Annotated in this window: 12 protein-coding genes; 7 read left to right on the forward strand and 5 right to left on the reverse strand. The window is 68.3% G+C overall.

What is annotated here, in order from left to right:
• Positions 1–84 precede the first annotated feature (84 nt).
• The 6 genes from SOM47_RS12140 to SOM47_RS12165 are packed head-to-tail and all read left to right on the forward strand — an operon-like array spanning position 85 to position 6888.
• Positions 85–777 carry an RDD family protein gene (locus SOM47_RS12140; protein WP_320505718.1) on the forward strand — a complete coding sequence of 231 codons (693 nt, stop codon included), beginning with the start codon at positions 85–87 and terminating at the stop codon, positions 775–777.
• Positions 774–1772 (forward strand): stage II sporulation protein M, encoded by a 999-nt coding sequence (locus tag SOM47_RS12145; RefSeq protein WP_320505719.1) that lies wholly within the window; start codon positions 774–776, stop codon positions 1770–1772. The genes SOM47_RS12140 and SOM47_RS12145 overlap by 4 nt, the downstream gene beginning before the upstream one ends.
• Positions 1762–3390, forward strand: coding sequence for a DUF4129 domain-containing protein (locus SOM47_RS12150; RefSeq protein WP_320505720.1), 1629 nt, complete (start codon positions 1762–1764; stop codon positions 3388–3390). The genes SOM47_RS12145 and SOM47_RS12150 overlap by 11 nt, the downstream gene beginning before the upstream one ends.
• Complete coding sequence (locus SOM47_RS12155) at positions 3387–4583, forward strand: DUF4350 domain-containing protein (protein WP_320505721.1); 1197 nt, start codon at positions 3387–3389, stop codon at positions 4581–4583. The genes SOM47_RS12150 and SOM47_RS12155 overlap by 4 nt, the downstream gene beginning before the upstream one ends.
• On the forward strand, positions 4580–5593 hold the full coding sequence (locus SOM47_RS12160; RefSeq protein WP_249404504.1) for an AAA family ATPase: 1014 nt from the start codon (positions 4580–4582) through the stop codon (positions 5591–5593). The genes SOM47_RS12155 and SOM47_RS12160 overlap by 4 nt, the downstream gene beginning before the upstream one ends.
• Positions 5590–6888 carry a DUF58 domain-containing protein gene (locus SOM47_RS12165; RefSeq protein WP_320505722.1) on the forward strand — a complete coding sequence of 433 codons (1299 nt, stop codon included), beginning with the start codon at positions 5590–5592 and terminating at the stop codon, positions 6886–6888. Before SOM47_RS12160 ends, SOM47_RS12165 begins: the two co-directional genes overlap by 4 nt.
• Positions 6889–6924: 36 nt before the next feature.
• Here SOM47_RS12165 and SOM47_RS12170 read toward each other — a convergent pair whose 3' ends face one another.
• Together SOM47_RS12170 and SOM47_RS12175 are read right to left on the reverse strand one after the other, a co-directional pair.
• Positions 6925–8103 carry a glutathionylspermidine synthase family protein gene (locus SOM47_RS12170; RefSeq protein ID WP_320505723.1) on the reverse strand — a complete coding sequence of 393 codons (1179 nt, stop codon included), beginning with the start codon at positions 8101–8103 and terminating at the stop codon, positions 6925–6927.
• 3 nt (positions 8104–8106) lie between these two features.
• Entirely contained in the window at positions 8107–8679 is a 573-nt protein-coding gene (locus tag SOM47_RS12175) for a DUF1190 domain-containing protein (protein WP_042613210.1), read from the reverse strand.
• A gap of 189 nt (positions 8680–8868) precedes the next feature.
• Here SOM47_RS12175 and ilvD point away from each other — a divergent pair, with 189 nt between their 5' ends.
• Positions 8869–10704, forward strand: coding sequence for a dihydroxy-acid dehydratase (ilvD, locus tag SOM47_RS12180; protein WP_192085065.1), 1836 nt, complete (start codon positions 8869–8871; stop codon positions 10702–10704).
• A 300-nt stretch (positions 10705–11004) separates the two neighbouring features.
• Here ilvD and dinG read toward each other — a convergent pair whose 3' ends face one another.
• From dinG to aroE, 3 genes are all read right to left on the reverse strand, one after another.
• Positions 11005–13080: an ATP-dependent DNA helicase DinG gene (dinG, locus tag SOM47_RS12185; RefSeq protein WP_200888413.1), complete on the reverse strand. Its 2076-nt coding sequence runs from the start codon at positions 13078–13080 to the stop codon at positions 11005–11007.
• Positions 13081–13237: 157 nt separating this feature from the next.
• On the reverse strand, positions 13238–13591 hold the full coding sequence (locus SOM47_RS12190; RefSeq protein ID WP_319274205.1) for a hypothetical protein: 354 nt from the start codon (positions 13589–13591) through the stop codon (positions 13238–13240).
• A 2-nt stretch (positions 13592–13593) separates the two neighbouring features.
• Positions 13594–14436 carry a shikimate dehydrogenase gene (gene aroE / locus SOM47_RS12195; protein ID WP_042613206.1) on the reverse strand — a complete coding sequence of 281 codons (843 nt, stop codon included), beginning with the start codon at positions 14434–14436 and terminating at the stop codon, positions 13594–13596.
• Positions 14437–14444 lie beyond the last annotated feature (8 nt).

The raw sequence follows: 14444 nt of genomic DNA on the forward strand, positions 1-14444 counted from the left end.
AACCTGCTAAAGTCAGACTCCGACCCAGGATGACGTCGAGACTCACATGCCCGTGGCCGCCTGCCGGAGAGGAATCCGGCACAGATGACCGCAACGCCGATGCTGGATACCTACCGCGAAGTGGTCACGCCGGAAGGCGTGCCGTTGCAGCTGCGTGCCGCCGGCCCACTACCGCGGGCGCTGGCCTGGCTGATTGATTTCGCGATCCGCGCGGCGGTGCTGATCGTGCTCGCCTTCCCGCTGGCACTGCTGGACGAGTTCGGGCGCGGGCTGCACCTGGCGTTGATGTTCCTGCTCTACTGGGCCTACACCATCGTGTTGGAAGCGATCTGGGGCCAGACCCTGGGCAAGCGGGCGATGGGCCTGCGGGTGATCGCCCGCGATGGGGCACCGGTGGGCTGGAGCGGATCAGTCACGCGCAACCTGCTGCGCACCGTGGACATGCTGCCGTTCGGCTACGCGCTGGGCCTGCTCAGCAGCCTGTTCGATGCGAATGGACGGCGGCTGGGCGATCTGGTCGCCGGCACCCTGGTGGTGCATGGCGATGCGCGCATCCGGGCGCCGGCCGCCACCATCGACAGCGCGCTGCCGCCCCCGGTTCCGCTGCAACCGCTGGAACAATCGGCAGTGATCGCCTTTGCCGAACGCGCGCCACTGCTGACACCGGCCCGCCAGCAGGAACTGGCAGCCATCGCCAGCCCCCTGACCCAGGCCAACGGGCAGGTCGGCGTGCTGCGCCTGTATGCCATGGCCCACTGGTTGCTGGGACGGCGATGAAGCAGGAACAGTTCGTCAGCCGTTACCAACCCGAATGGCAGGCCCTGGAAGCCTGGCTGGAGCAGCGTGCGCACCTGGGCCGTCGTCGCCGCGCGCGTGCACCGTTGGATCCAGCGTTGCCGGCCGATGCGGAGTTCCCGCAGCGCTACCGGCGCCTGTGCCAGCAGCTGGCGCTGGCCCGCCAGCGCGGCTACAGCCCGCAGCTGGTGGAACACCTGCAGCAGTTGATGCAGCGCGGCCACACGCTGCTGTACCGCACGCCCGCGTTCCGCTGGCGCGGGGTGCTGGAGTTCCTGCTCGCCGATTTCCCGCAGCTGGTGCGCAGCCAGGCCACGGTGATGTGGGTGGCGCTGGCCTTGTTCGCGGTACCGCTGGTGGGCAGCTTCGTGGCCGTGCAGCTGCGGCCGGAGCTGGTCCACCTGTTGATGGACAACGCACGCCTGGCGCAGGTGGAACGCATGTACGACCCGTCTTCACCCAACCTGGGCCGCGACAGCGGCACCGACTGGATGATGTTCGGCTACTACATCATGAACAACATCAGCATCGGCCTGCGCACCTTCGCCAGCGGCCTGCTGGCCGGTGTCGGCACGGTGCTGGTGCTGCTGTTCAACGGCATCACCATCGGCGCGGTGGCCGGGCACCTGCAGCACGTCGGCCACGGCGATCCGTTCTGGCGTTTCGTGGTGGGCCATGGTGCCTTCGAACTCACCGCGATCGTGATCGCCGGCGGCGCCGGCCTGCAGCTGGGCCTGCGGCTGGTGGCGCCCGGGCGCAGGCGCCGTCTGGATGCACTGGTGGAAGGCGGACGGATCGGCGCACGGCTGTGCTTGGGCATCGCCGCGATGCTGCTGGTGGCCGCCTTCATCGAAGCATTCTGGTCCTCCATCGCCAGCGTTCCGGCGTGGGGCAAGTACAGCGTCGCCGCAGTCCTGTGGACGCTGGTACTGCTGTGGCTGTGGCGCGGTGGCCGCGGGGGTGCGCATGCGGATTGACCAGCTCAACGTAGCGCTGCGCGCACGCAGCAGTTGGGAGGCGATGGAACTGGGCATGGCGCTGGTACGCCGCCAACCGCGGGCGGCGTGGGGCGCATGGTTGCTGGCCAGTGCGCCGCTGTTCGTGCTGTTCAATGCACTGGCGTGGTGGCACGGCGATGCCTTTGGCTGGGCGTGGCTGCTGTTGTGGTGGTGCAAGCCGGCGTTTGATCGCGTGGTGCTGTATGTGCTCTCACGCGATGTTTTCGGCGAACCGGTGACCGCGTGGCAGGCGTTGCGCGCGCAGCGCGGCTGGGGCGTCAGTGGGTTCTGGGGTTACCTCGGCTGGCGGCGCTTCAGCCCGGTACGCAACGTGTGCCTGCCGGTGAACCTGCTGGAAGGCGCCGACGCGCCGTTGCGCAGCCTGCGCCGGCGCGCGGTGCTGAGCGCGGCGGCCGGTCCGTCGATGCTGCTCACGCTGCTGTGCCTCGGCTTCGAAGCGGTGCTGGTGATCGGCGCGCTGTCGGCGATCTTCCTGTTCGTGCCGGTGGAACTGTTGAGCGATTCCTGGCGCGCGGCGTGGGAACTGGTGCGGCAGGACACCCCGGCCTGGGCGAAACTTGGATTGAATGGCGTGTTCTGGCTGGTCGCCAGCGTGATCGGGCCGTTGCATGTCGGGGCGGGCTTCGGCCTGTATCTCAACCGCCGCACGCAGATGGAAGCGTGGGACGTGGAAATCAGCTTCCGCCGCCTGCGCGAGCGCCTGCAGCAGGCCGCGCCGTTGCTGCTGCTGGTGCTGCTGTTCGCGCTGCCGGGGACCTACGCCCCGGTGCACGCGCAGGACGCCCCACAGGACGTGGCCGACGAAGCGGCAGCGTCAGCCGAAGAAGAAGAAGAAGAGACAGAAGAAGAGACGCTTTCGCCGATCGACCCCGACGACACCCCGGCCGGCATCTTCGGTGATGCACCGGTCGACACCGCCGGCTTCCGCCAGGCCGTGCAGCGCGCGTATGAAGACCCGCTGCAGAGTCCCACGCGGGAGGTCACGGAGTGGAAGACACGTGAACCCGAGGACGAAGCCGAGCGCAAGGAACGCGAGCGGCTGAAGCGCGAAACCGACGCAGGGAAATCCAAAGAGCTGGTGGGATCGGCCGCGAAGATGGTCGCGCTGGCGATGGAATGGGGACTGTGGCTGCTGCTCGGGGTGCTGCTGCTGATCCTGCTGCTGACCGCGCGGCGCTGGCTGCCGTGGCTGCGCGGATCCGGCCGGCGCAAAGCCGCCGCTCCGGGCGCGCTGGTCGAAGATTCGATCACCCTGCCAGAGGTGGTGCCGCCCGACGTGGCGACCCGCGCACGCGAATTGTGGGATCGCGGGCTGCCGCGCCAGGCGCTGGCCCTGCTGTACCGCGCCAGCGTGGGGACGGTGGTCGACCGCAGCGGCGTGGTATTGCCGCCGGGCGCCACCGAAGCGCAGGTGCTGCGTGCATCGCGCCGCATGCCCGACGCGCGCGACCGCGAACTGTTCGGTGCCATCGTGCGCATGTGGCAATACGCCGCCTACGGCAACCGCCTGCCCTCGCGCGATGCCTTCCAGGCACTGGCTGACAGCCTGCAGGCGCAGTACCGGTGGCCGGCATGAAGGCGCGCGTGCTGTGGCCTTTGTTGATCGGCCTGGCGGTGTTGGTCAGCGTGCCGCTGGTGGTGTGGTTCCTGCGTACCCATGAGCAGGTGAGCAGGACCGAAACGCTGCCGCCGCAGGGCGAGGCCAGTTACAACCCGTTGTACGTGCTGGGCCAGGCGCTGCGCGCCGATGGCCTGCAGGTGCAGGCACGCGCGCGGCTGGACATGGCAGCGATGTCTCCCGCTGCCGGCGATACCGTGGTGCTGCTGCAGGACAGCGGCGAACTGCCCGCACCGGAAGTGGCCGCACTGCTGGCCTGGGTCCAGCGCGGCGGCCACCTGCTGGTGCGCACGCCCCCTACCGGCGACGATGACAAGCGCCAGGAACCGGCCCTGCTGCAAGCGCTGGGCGTGGGCAGCCTGGGCTTCGGCAGTGCCTGCCAACCGTTCCAGGTGGAAGGCGAGGACCGCCACCGGGAGTTCTGCAGCGGACGCCGTTTCGACGTCAGCGATGCCGCCTACGCCAACGTGCAGCGCGAGTGGGGCAACGAAGACGGCTATGTGTTTGCCCGCATCGGTCACGGCCGCGGCGTGGTGGATGTGCTGGCGGACATGGAGTTCATGAAGGGGCAGACGGACACCGACTCCTTCCTGCCGGCCGCTTTGCGCCCGAAGGGAATCCAGACCGCCGCTGTCGATGGCCTGCACGACCGTCCGCACCGCGACCTGACCCGCTACCTGCTGCAACCGAACTACGGCAAGGGCACCATGTGGCTGGTGTACGCCAGCCGGCCGCCATCGCTGTGGGCGCGGATGTTGTTCGAAGGATGGCCGGTCTGGCTGCCCTTGTTGCTGTCCCTGCTGGGCTGGCTGTGGATGCGTTCGCAGCGCTTCGGCAGCGAACTGCCCTCGCCGCTGGCCGAACGCCGGTCGCTGCTGGAACACGTGCGCGCCAGCGGCGAACTGCTGCTGCGCCAGCGCCAGGGCCCGCGCCTGCATGCCGCGGTACGCGGGCTGTTCCTGCGCCGGCTGCAGGCGCGCGCGCCGATCGCCGCCGCACTGGAAGGTGCCGCCCAGGAACATGCCATCGCCACCCTGCTGCAGTGGCCGGCCAGTCGCGTGCACACCGCGCTGGCCGCGCCCGCTGCCAACGACCTCACCGCCCTGAAAGAGCGGATTGCCCTCCTGCTGCAGATGAGACGCCTGCTATGACCGAACTGGAAAACACCCCTACGACCCCGCCACCGCTGGGTGGGCCTTCGCCGGTTGCCGGTGACCTGGTCGAACGCGTGGACGCGATCCGCGAAGCGGTCGGCCATGCCTTCATCGGCCAACAGGAGGTGCTGGACCAGATCCTGATCGCGCTGCTGGCCGGTGGCCACGTGCTGATCGAAGGCGTGCCCGGACTGGGCAAGACGCTGCTGGTGCGCGCGCTGGCACAGGCGCTGGAGCTGGACCACGGCCGGGTGCAGTTCACCCCCGACCTGATGCCCAGCGATGTCAGCGGCCACGCGGTATACGACCCCAAAAGCGAGAGCTTCAAGATCCGCCGCGGGCCGGTGTTCACCAACCTGCTGCTGGCCGATGAGATCAACCGCGCGCCGGCCAAGACCCAGTCGGCGCTGCTGGAAGTGATGCAGGAAGGCCAGGTCACCATCGAAGGCAAGTCGTTCCCGCTGGCCCCGCCGTTCATGGCGCTGGCCACGCAGAATCCGGTGGAACAGGAAGGCACGTACCCGCTGCCGGAAGCACAGTTGGACCGCTTCCTGCTGAAGATCATCATCGATTACCCGGCGCTGGAAGAAGAGAAGCGCATGGTCGATGCAGTCACCACCGGCCGCAGCGCCAGCGACTTCGACCTGCAGCGGGTGCCGCGCGTGCTCAGCGCCGGCGACGTGGTCGCGCTGCAGCAGGCCACGGCCGCGATCACCGTGGATGCCGAAGTCATCGACTACGCGGTGCGCATCGTCGCCGCCACCCGCAAATGGCCGGGCATCGCGCTCGGCGCGGGGCCGCGCGGCAGCATCGCACTGGTGCGTGCCGCACGTGCACAGGCGTTGCTGTCCGGCCGTGATTTCGTCACCCCGGACGACGTGCGCGATATCGCACGCCCGGCACTGCGCCACCGCATCGCGCTGGCCCCGGAGCTGCAGATCGAAGGCCAGGATGCCGACGATGTGCTCTCGGCCCTGCTGGCCAAGGTGGACGCGCCGCGCCGATGAGGCCTGCCCTGCCCCTGCTGTGGCTGCTGCTGGCCTGGGCCGGCGTGGGTGGTGCGGTGCTGGCCGGCTGGCTGCCGCGCTGGGGCTGGTGGGCGCTGCTGGCGGCCCTGCTGGTGGTCGGGCTGGTCGACCTGCTGCGGCTGCGCCGGCTACCCTCGCCACGCGTGCAGCGGCACATGCCGGAATCGCTGGCGCTGGACGTGCGCCGCGAGGTGCAGCTGAGCCTGCAGGCCGAGCAGCCGGTGCGGCTGGAGGTGTTTGATCTGGTGCCCGGTGGGTGGCACAGCGAAGGCCTGCCGCGACGGCTGCGCCTGCGTGCGGGCTTTGCGACCACGCTGGCGTACCACGTGCAGCCGCCGCAGCGTGGCGCGTTCCGCTTCGACGGCGTGCAGCTGCGCCTGCAATCGCCGTGGCGGTTGTGGAGGCAACGGCGCACCGTACCGCCTGCACTCGATGTTCGGGTGTTCCCGAACTTCGTGCCGCTGACCCGCTTTGCCTTGTTCAGTGCCGAACAGGCCTCGCGCATGGTCGGCGCGCACCTCAAGCGCCGGCGCGGCGAAGGTACCGATTTCCACCAGATGCGCGAGTACCGCATCGGTGACAGCCTGCGCCAGATCGACTGGAAAGCCACCTCGCGCGCGCGCCGGCTGGTATCGCGCGAGTACCAGGACGAGAAGAACCAGCAGATGCTGCTGATGCTCGATACCGGCCGCCGGATGATGGCCAGCGACGGCGGGCTTTCGCACTTCGACCAGGTACTGAATGCCGCGCTGGTGCTGTCCTACCTGGCGCTGCGGCAGGGCGACGGCGTGGGCCTGCATGCCATTGGTGGCGAGCCGCGCTGGGTGGCCCCCAAGCGTGGCATGGGCACCATCGACGACCTGCTGCGCGCCAGCCATGACCTGCAGCCGCAGCCAGTGGCGACCGACTACCTGGCGGCCGCCACCCGGCTGTCGGTGCTGCAGCGGCGGCGCGCGCTGGTGATGCTGGTGACCAACGTGCGCGATGAGGACATCGAGGACCTGCTGGCGGCGGTGAAGCTGCTGCAGCGGCGCCACCTGGTGTGCGTGGCCAGCCTGCGTGAACAGGTGCTGGACCAGGCCCTGCTGCAACCGGTGGACGAGATTACCGATGCCGCCCATGCCGGTGCCGCGGCGATGTACCTGGAACAGCGTGCGCAGGCACATGATGCGCTGCGCAGCCATGGCGTGATGGTGCTGGATGTCACCGCCGAAGCCCTGCCCGGCGCGCTGGTGGAGCGCTACCTGTCGGTCAAGCGCGACGGCCTGCTGTAAGCGGTAGTGACGACCGCTGGTCGTCACCGCGTTGGGTCAGACGTAGATCTGCGTCGGCGCTTCATCGATGATCGCGTGCGGCACGAAACGCGCACTGTCACGGGTGATCGCACTGTCATCCTCGCGGATGCCGATGCCACAGGCGTGGTCGCCGATCACCCAGCTGCCGATCAGCGGATAACCGCCTTCGAAACGGGTCAACGGATGCGCCTTCTGCAGGATCGCCGGGCCATCGTAGGGTCCGTCACTGCGCTGCACGCTGCCATCGTCCAGGTGCATTTCGATGTTGGCGCCTTCGCGTGAGAACAACGGCTTGCGGACCCAGCCGGCGCCCAACGTACGGCCGTCGTCGAAGTGCGATTCCAGCAGGTTCGGGTGCCCTCGGTGTCGCTCCCACAGCAGCGGCAGGATGCCCTTGTTGCTCAGCACCGCCTTCCATGCCGGTTCCAGCAGCTGCACCCCGGAAGCCGGCAGCGCGCGGCCGAATTCCTCGGCCATCAGGTCTTCCAGCGGATACAGCTTGAACAGCGTGCCGATCACCGTGTCATCCAGCGCGGTGAAGCGTCCATCTTCGGAGAGTCCGATGTCTTCGATGGCGATGCCCTGGCCATGCAGGTTGGCCTGCGCGGCGCAGTCACGCAGGTATTCCACCGTGCCCACGTCTTCCTGCGAACTGCCCACGGCACTGAAGAACAGCGGCGGCGGCAGCTTGGCGGCCAGCTCACCGAAACGCTCCACCAGGGCTTCATGCAGGGCGTTGAACTGGTCGGCGTGCTGCGGCAGGCGACCGGCATTGCGCTGGTCTTCCAGCCACTGCCACTGGAAGAAGCTGGCTTCGAACAGCGAGGTCGGGGTGTCGTAGTTCAGTTCGTACAGCTTGGCCGGGCCGCTGCCGTCATAGGCCAAGTCAAGGCGGCCGTACAGGTGCGGCTGGCGCTGGCGCCAGCTGTCGGCGATCCAGTCGCGGTAATGCGCCGGGATCGCCAGCTTGTCCATCAGCGCATCGGACGCCACGATCTCATCGACCAAAGCCAGCGCCATCTGGTGCAGCTCGGCGCTGGGGTCTTCGATGTCCTGTTCGATCTGGCGCAGGGTGAAGGCGTAATAGGCCGTTTCATCCCAGTACGGCTGGCCATCGATGGTGTGGAAGCGGAAGCCGGTTTCTTCGGCACGAGCGCGCCACTGGGCGCGCTCGGCAATGCGTACACGCTGCATCGATCAGCCGCCGAAGCTGCCGCCGCTACGGCGCGCACTGGTGCTGCCGAAGCCGGCACGGCTGGCGGTGGTGGCGCGGTTCGGCACGTTGCTGACCGGGGCCAGGCCGGCCTTGCCGGCACCGATGCCGCTGGCCGTGTTCAGCCCGCCGCTGCCACCGGGGGCCGCGCGCGCCCAACCGGCGCTCTTGTCCTGGTAAGCGGGACTGGCGGCGGCCGGCTGCTGGGCCAGGCCGGCACGTCCGCTGTTCATCATCTGCGACATGAAGAAGCCCATCATCATCGGACCGATGAACGAAGTGCCCGCCGAGGTGCGCTGTTCCACGCACTGCTCCGGCTTGTAATCGGCTTCGCAGGCCGCCTTGTCGGCGTACTTCGGCGCGGCATCGGCAGACTGCCGCTGCGCCTCGGCAAAGGCAGTGCGGCACGAGGAGGGATCGCCGGTGGCCTCGGTACAGGCCTGCACGGAGGTATACAGCCCTTCCTGCACCTGCACCGGTTCGTCCTTCTGGCAGGCGGTGAACAGCAGCGGTGCGGCGCTCATCAACAGCAGCGCGGTGGTGCGGGAACGTTTCATGGCCTCATGCCTCATGCGGATCAACCCGCCAATAATGCCGTATCAGCGCCTGCAACCAAAGTCGGCAAAGCAAGCAAGATGAACGGCGGGTCAGAACCGCGCTCGCGGAGTGGTTGCAAACGCAACCGGAAAAATTGGGCATCATCGGGAGACACCCACGTCGTACGGCCCGCCCGTTCCTGCCAGCCCATGCCCGAGTACCGTTCCCGCACCTCCACCGCCGGCCGCAACATGGCCGGCGCCCGCGCCCTGTGGCGCGCCACCGGCATGAAGGACGGCGATTTCCACAAGCCGATCATCGCCATCGCCAACTCCTTCACCCAGTTCGTGCCCGGCCACGTGCACCTGAAGGACCTTGGCCAGCTGGTAGCGCGCGAGATCGAACAGGCCGGCGGCGTGGCCAAGGAGTTCAACACCATCGCGGTGGATGATGGCATCGCCATGGGCCACGACGGCATGCTGTACTCGCTGCCGAGCCGCGAGATCATCGCCGACTCGGTGGAATACATGGTCAACGCGCATTGCGCCGATGCCATCGTCTGCATTTCAAACTGCGACAAGATCACCCCCGGCATGCTGATGGCCGCGATGCGCCTGGACATCCCGGTGATCTTCGTTTCAGGCGGCCCGATGGAAGCGGGCAAGACCAAGCTGTCCGACCACAAGCTGGACCTGGTGGATGCGATGGTGATTGCCGCCGATGACAGCGCCTCCGACGAAAAGGTCGCCGAGTACGAGCGCAGCGCGTGCCCCACCTGCGGTTCGTGTTCGGGCATGTTCACCGCCAATTCGATGAACTGCCTGACCGAAGCGCTGGGCCTGTCGCTGCCGGGCAACGGCACCACGCTGGCCACCCACGCCGACCGCGAGATGTTGTTCCGCCGCGCCGGCCGGGTGATCGTGGAACTGTGCCACCGCTGGTATGGCGGCGAAGATCCGCGCGCGCTGCCGAGCGGCATCGCCACCGCCGCGGCGTTCGGCAACGCGATGACGCTGGATATCGCCATGGGCGGTTCGACCAACACCATCCTGCACCTGCTGGCAGCCGCCCAGGAAGGCGGCGTGGACTTCGACCTGACCCACATCGACGCGCTGTCGCGGCGCGTGCCGCAGCTGTGCAAAGTGGCGCCGAACACGCCGGAATACCACATCGAAGACGTGCACCGTGCCGGCGGAGTGTTCGGCATCCTCGGCGAACTGGACCGCGCCGGCCTGCTGGATACCGCGGTGCCGACCGTGCACAGCCCCTCGCTGGCCGATGCGTTGAAGCGCTGGGATGCCACGCTCACCGATGACGCGAAGGTGCATGAGTTCTTCGCCGCCGGCCCGGGCGGCATTCCCACCCAAGTGGCTTTCAGCCAGGCCACGCGCTGGCCGTCGCTGGACCTGGATCGCGCCGAAGGCTGCATCCGTTCGCTGCAGCACGCCTATTCGCTGGAAGGCGGGCTGGCGGTGCTGCGCGGCAACCTGGCGGTGGACGGCTGCGTGGTGAAAACCGCCGGCGTGGACGAGTCCATCCATGTATTCGAGGGCAACGCACGCGTATTCGAAAGCCAGGACGCGGCGGTGGCGGGCATCCTCGCCGACGAGGTGAAAGCGGGCGACGTGGTGGTGATCCGCTACGAAGGACCGAAGGGCGGACCGGGCATGCAGGAGATGCTGTACCCGACCAGTTATCTGAAATCGAAGGGTCTGGGAAAGCAGTGCGCCCTGCTGACCGACGGGCGCTTCTCCGGCGGTACTTCGGGCCTGTCGATCGGCCACGTGTCGCCTGAAGCCGCCAGCGGCGGGGTGATCGGCCTGGTGCAGGATGGGGACCGCATCCGCATCGACATCCCCGCCCGCGGCATCACCCTGCTGGTGGACGAAGCCACCCTGGTCGAGCGTCGCGCTGCCGCCGATGCACGCGGCTGGAAGCCACGGGAAGCACGCCCGCGCAAGGTGACCAGCGCGCTGAAGGCCTACGCGCTGCTGGCCACCAGCGCCGACAAGGGTGCCGTGCGCAATACCGCGCTGCTGGACTGACGAGCGGGCGCGAGCACAGTAGCGCCGGGCCATGCTCGGCGAACGCAGCGGAAGGCAGGAGCATGGCGACCAACGGTCGTCACCCACCGAAGCAGGAGCGTGACGGCCAACGGCCGTCACTACCGACAGCCACGGTAGCGCCGAGCCATGCTCGGCGAGCGCAGCGGAAGGCAGGAGCGTGACGACCAACGGTCGTCACTACCGGCAGCCGTGGTAGCGCCGAGCCATGCTCGGCGAGCGCAGCGGAAGGCAGGAGCGTGACGGCCAGCGGCCGTCACTACCGAATCCGAGCGAAGGCGGTCAGCCGATGATGCGCTTGAACGGGGGCAGTGCGTCGATGATGCGCTTGCCGTAGCGGCGGCTGAGCAGGCGCGAATCGAGGATGATCACGCGGCCGGTGTCGGTGGAGGTGCGGATCAGGCGGCCGGCGAACTGGGTCAGCGTGCGCAGCGCGTGCGGCACGGCGATCAGGTTGAAGGCATTCAGCCCGCGTGCCTCGAACCACTCGCTCAGGGTGGCGGTCTGCGGATCGGTCGGCACCGCGAACGGCACCTGGGTGATCACCACCGTGGTGCAGGCCTCGCCCGGCAGGTCCAGGCCTTCGCCGAAGGAGTTCAGCCCGAACAGCACCGAGCCTTCGCCAGCGGCAACCCGGCGCAGGTGCTCGTCGATCAGCCGGGTCTTGGACATTTCACCCTGCACCAGCACCTGCTTGCGCTTGGCGGCAGGCATCAGCCCAGCCACTTTTTCCATCTTCCAGCGCGAGGTGAACAACACCATCGAGCCCTTCTTCCAGTCCAGTTCCTTGCCGAGGTAACGCGCCACTTCGCGCGGGTGGCCCTCGCGGTCATCCGGCGTCACCGGGAACGGCGGCACGATCAGCTCGGCCTGGTTGGGCAGGTCGAAGGGCGAGGACAGCGACACCATTTCGGCGTCCTCCGGGATGCCGTTGTCGATCGCCAGTGACTGGAAATCACCGCCGCCGGTCAACGTGGCCGAGGTCATCACCACCGAGTCCACTTCGTCCCATAGCAGCTTGCGCAGTACATGCGCGGCCGATACCGGCGAGCCGTGCAACACCAGGTCGCCTTCGCGCGTGGCGGTGATCCAGCGTGCCATAGGCGGCGCGCCTTCCCTGTCTTCGCGGCGCCAGGCCTGCCACAGGTTGTACTGGCCTTCGATCATTTCCAGCGCCATGCCAAGGTTGCGCTGCAGGCGCTCGCGGGCGGGGTCGTCCTGCTTGCCCTTGGCCACCTGTGCATTGGCCGCGTGCGCCCAGTTGAACAGGCTGCGGGTGTCATCGGCCAGCGCTTCGATCGGCTCGCGCCAGGCCTCCGGCAGGCGCCCGTTGGCCGCGCGCCACATCGGTTCTTCGTCGGCCGGCGCCGGCATCCACAGGGCTTCCACGTGATCGCGGAACGCGCGCAGCTGCTTGGCCACGTTGGTGGCGACATCGATGGCCTCGTTCGGCAGCAGGTTGCCCAAACGGTCCTTGTCCACCGCACGGTAAGCACCGGCGATCAGGATCTGCAGGCGTCCCACGCGCTTGGCCATGTCATCCAGGGCCAGGCTGGCCGCGCCCTGGTCGATGGCCACGTTGCCGATGTGGTGGCCTTCGTCCAGCACCAGCAGCATGTCCGAAGGCGCGGCGATCAACGGCTGGTTGTTCTCACTCTCGCCGATGGATAGCGCTGACAGCAGCAGCGCATGGTTGGTGACCACGATCTGCGCATCGCGCACGGTGTTGCGCGAACGCAGCACCGCGCATTGCGCCGAATAGGCGCAGCGCCGTCCGGCACAGGCAGAGGCCGGCGTGGTGATGCGACCGCGCAGCCCCGGGCTGATGGTTTCCGGGGCGTTGTCGATGTCACCGTCCCAGCTGCCGGAGGTGAAAGCCACCGTCAGCCGCGCGGCGATGTCCATTTCAATCGGGGCCAACGGCCGGTCGTACAACGGCTGCTCGTCTTCGAACATGCCGCCCTGCGCCGCCTCGCCCTGCGCTTCGGCGGCATTGCGCGTGCACAGGTAACGGGTGCGGCCCTTGGCCAGCGCCACGGTGGCTTCCAGCCCGGTGGCCTTGAGGAAGTTCGGGATGTCACGCTCGACCAGCTGCGACTGCAACGCCACGGTGCCGGTGCTGATCACCAGCTTCTTCTTGGTGGCGATGGCGATGGGCACGCCGGCGGTGAGGTAACCCAGGCTCTTGCCGACGCCGGTCGGTGCCTCCACCACGCCCACGCCGCCGCTCCTGGCCAACGCACGCGACACCACGCCGATCATCTGGCTCTGTGAGCGGCGTGTGGCAAAGCCGGGGGTGTTGGCCTGCAGCGTGGTGTACGCCTTGCGGATTGCATCCTTCAGGGCGTCATCAAGCATGCGCGGCACGGCGACGGGTTCGGTCACGCCAGGATTACCGGTACGGGATCAGGCTGCGTATTGTCGCACGCTGGACCGCCCCACCCGGTTCGGCGACGCTGAACCTGTCAGCCCGCTGCGGGCCGGTCCCTGCGCTGCCGCAGGGACCTGTCAACGGTCAGGCCGGGCGCGGCACGCCACCGCGCAGGGCGCGCGTCAGCGCCCACACCACCAGCACCAGGCCGAAGGCTTCGACCAGCGACAGCGCGAAATGGACTCCATTGAGGATCATGCCGAGCCCGGCAATCGATCCGTACTGCCCGCTGTTGATCAGCCACAGCGGCAGCAGCGAAGCCAGCAGGCCGAACACACTGGTGGCGGCCAGCAGCAGCAGCCCGGCCAGCGCGCCGGTGCGTACCGGCCCACGGGGTACGTCCATCACCCAGACCACGCCGATGGTCAATGCGATCAGCACCGGCAGCCGCACCGCCGCCATGCTCAACACGGTCATCAGCAGATCGGTGCTTTCCATGTTCATTCCTCTCCGGTGAGGCGCGTGTTGCCACGCAGCCCGGCATACACCGCGTCGGTATCCGGGCGGACTTCGTGCCACTGCTGGAAGCTCTCGGCGGCCTGCTCAACCAGCATGCCCAGGCCGTCGACGGTGTTGCGGCATTCGGCCGAACGCGCCCATGCCAGGAAGGCGATCGCCGCATCACCGTAGTTCAGGTCCACCGCGGTGGTCATGCTGTTGACCAGCGACAGCGGCAGCTTGAAGGACGCACTGGGGTCACGGCCGGCCGAGGTCGCGTTGACGATCAGTTCGAAGTCGCCCAGGTCGTGCAGGTCGTCCCAGTAGCGGCTCAGCGCACGGCCCGGCTCGCCCATCGCATCGATCAGTTCATCGGCGCGTTCCGGCGTGCGGTTGACCACCACCAGTTCCCGGATGCCGGCATCCAGCAGCGAGGGCGCCACCGAGCGTGCCGAACCGCCGGCACCCAGCAGCAGGACGCGGCGGCCGCGCAGGTCCTGGCCGTGGCGGTCGGTGAGGTCACGCACCAGCCCGGCACCATCGGTGGTGTCGCCGTGCCAGCGGTCACCCTTGCGCAGCAGCGTGTTGACCGAGCCGGCACGGGTGGCGCGCGCGGTGCGCGTGGTGCACACCGCGAAGGCCGCTTCCTTGTGCGGAAGGGTGATATTGGCGCCACGTCCGCCTTCGGCCGCGAACGCTTCCAGCGCGGCAAGGAAGCCGTCCGGGGCTGCGTCGATGGCACGGTAGTCCACCGCGATGCCTTCCTGCCGGCCGAACGCGGCGTGGATGTCCGGCGACAGGGAGTGGGCGATGGGGTGGCCAAAGACAGCGTAGCGATCGGTCATGGAATCCT

Source organism: Stenotrophomonas sp. CFBP8980, from assembly GCF_034046095.1.
Classification (GTDB): Bacteria; Pseudomonadota; Gammaproteobacteria; order Xanthomonadales; family Xanthomonadaceae; genus Stenotrophomonas; species Stenotrophomonas lacuserhaii.

Excerpts from the sequence above, each read along its gene's own strand:
- SOM47_RS12140 (WP_320505718.1), top strand. The coding sequence starts at position 85 with ATGACCGCAACGCCGATGCTGGATACCTACCGCGAAGTGGTCACGCCG.
- SOM47_RS12145 (WP_320505719.1), top strand. The coding sequence starts at position 774 with ATGAAGCAGGAACAGTTCGTCAGCCGTTACCAACCCGAATGGCAGGCC.
- SOM47_RS12150 (WP_320505720.1), top strand. The coding sequence starts at position 1,762 with ATGCGGATTGACCAGCTCAACGTAGCGCTGCGCGCACGCAGCAGTTGG.
- SOM47_RS12155 (WP_320505721.1), top strand. The coding sequence starts at position 3,387 with ATGAAGGCGCGCGTGCTGTGGCCTTTGTTGATCGGCCTGGCGGTGTTG.
- SOM47_RS12160 (WP_249404504.1), top strand. The coding sequence starts at position 4,580 with ATGACCGAACTGGAAAACACCCCTACGACCCCGCCACCGCTGGGTGGG.
- SOM47_RS12165 (WP_320505722.1), top strand. The coding sequence starts at position 5,590 with ATGAGGCCTGCCCTGCCCCTGCTGTGGCTGCTGCTGGCCTGGGCCGGC.
- SOM47_RS12170 (WP_320505723.1), bottom strand. The coding sequence starts at position 8,103 with ATGCAGCGTGTACGCATTGCCGAGCGCGCCCAGTGGCGCGCTCGTGCC.
- SOM47_RS12175 (WP_042613210.1), bottom strand. The coding sequence starts at position 8,679 with ATGAAACGTTCCCGCACCACCGCGCTGCTGTTGATGAGCGCCGCACCG.
- ilvD (WP_192085065.1), top strand. The coding sequence starts at position 8,869 with ATGCCCGAGTACCGTTCCCGCACCTCCACCGCCGGCCGCAACATGGCC.
- dinG (WP_200888413.1), bottom strand. The coding sequence starts at position 13,080 with ATGCTTGATGACGCCCTGAAGGATGCAATCCGCAAGGCGTACACCACG.
- SOM47_RS12190 (WP_319274205.1), bottom strand. The coding sequence starts at position 13,591 with ATGGAAAGCACCGATCTGCTGATGACCGTGTTGAGCATGGCGGCGGTG.
- aroE (WP_042613206.1), bottom strand. The coding sequence starts at position 14,436 with ATGACCGATCGCTACGCTGTCTTTGGCCACCCCATCGCCCACTCCCTG.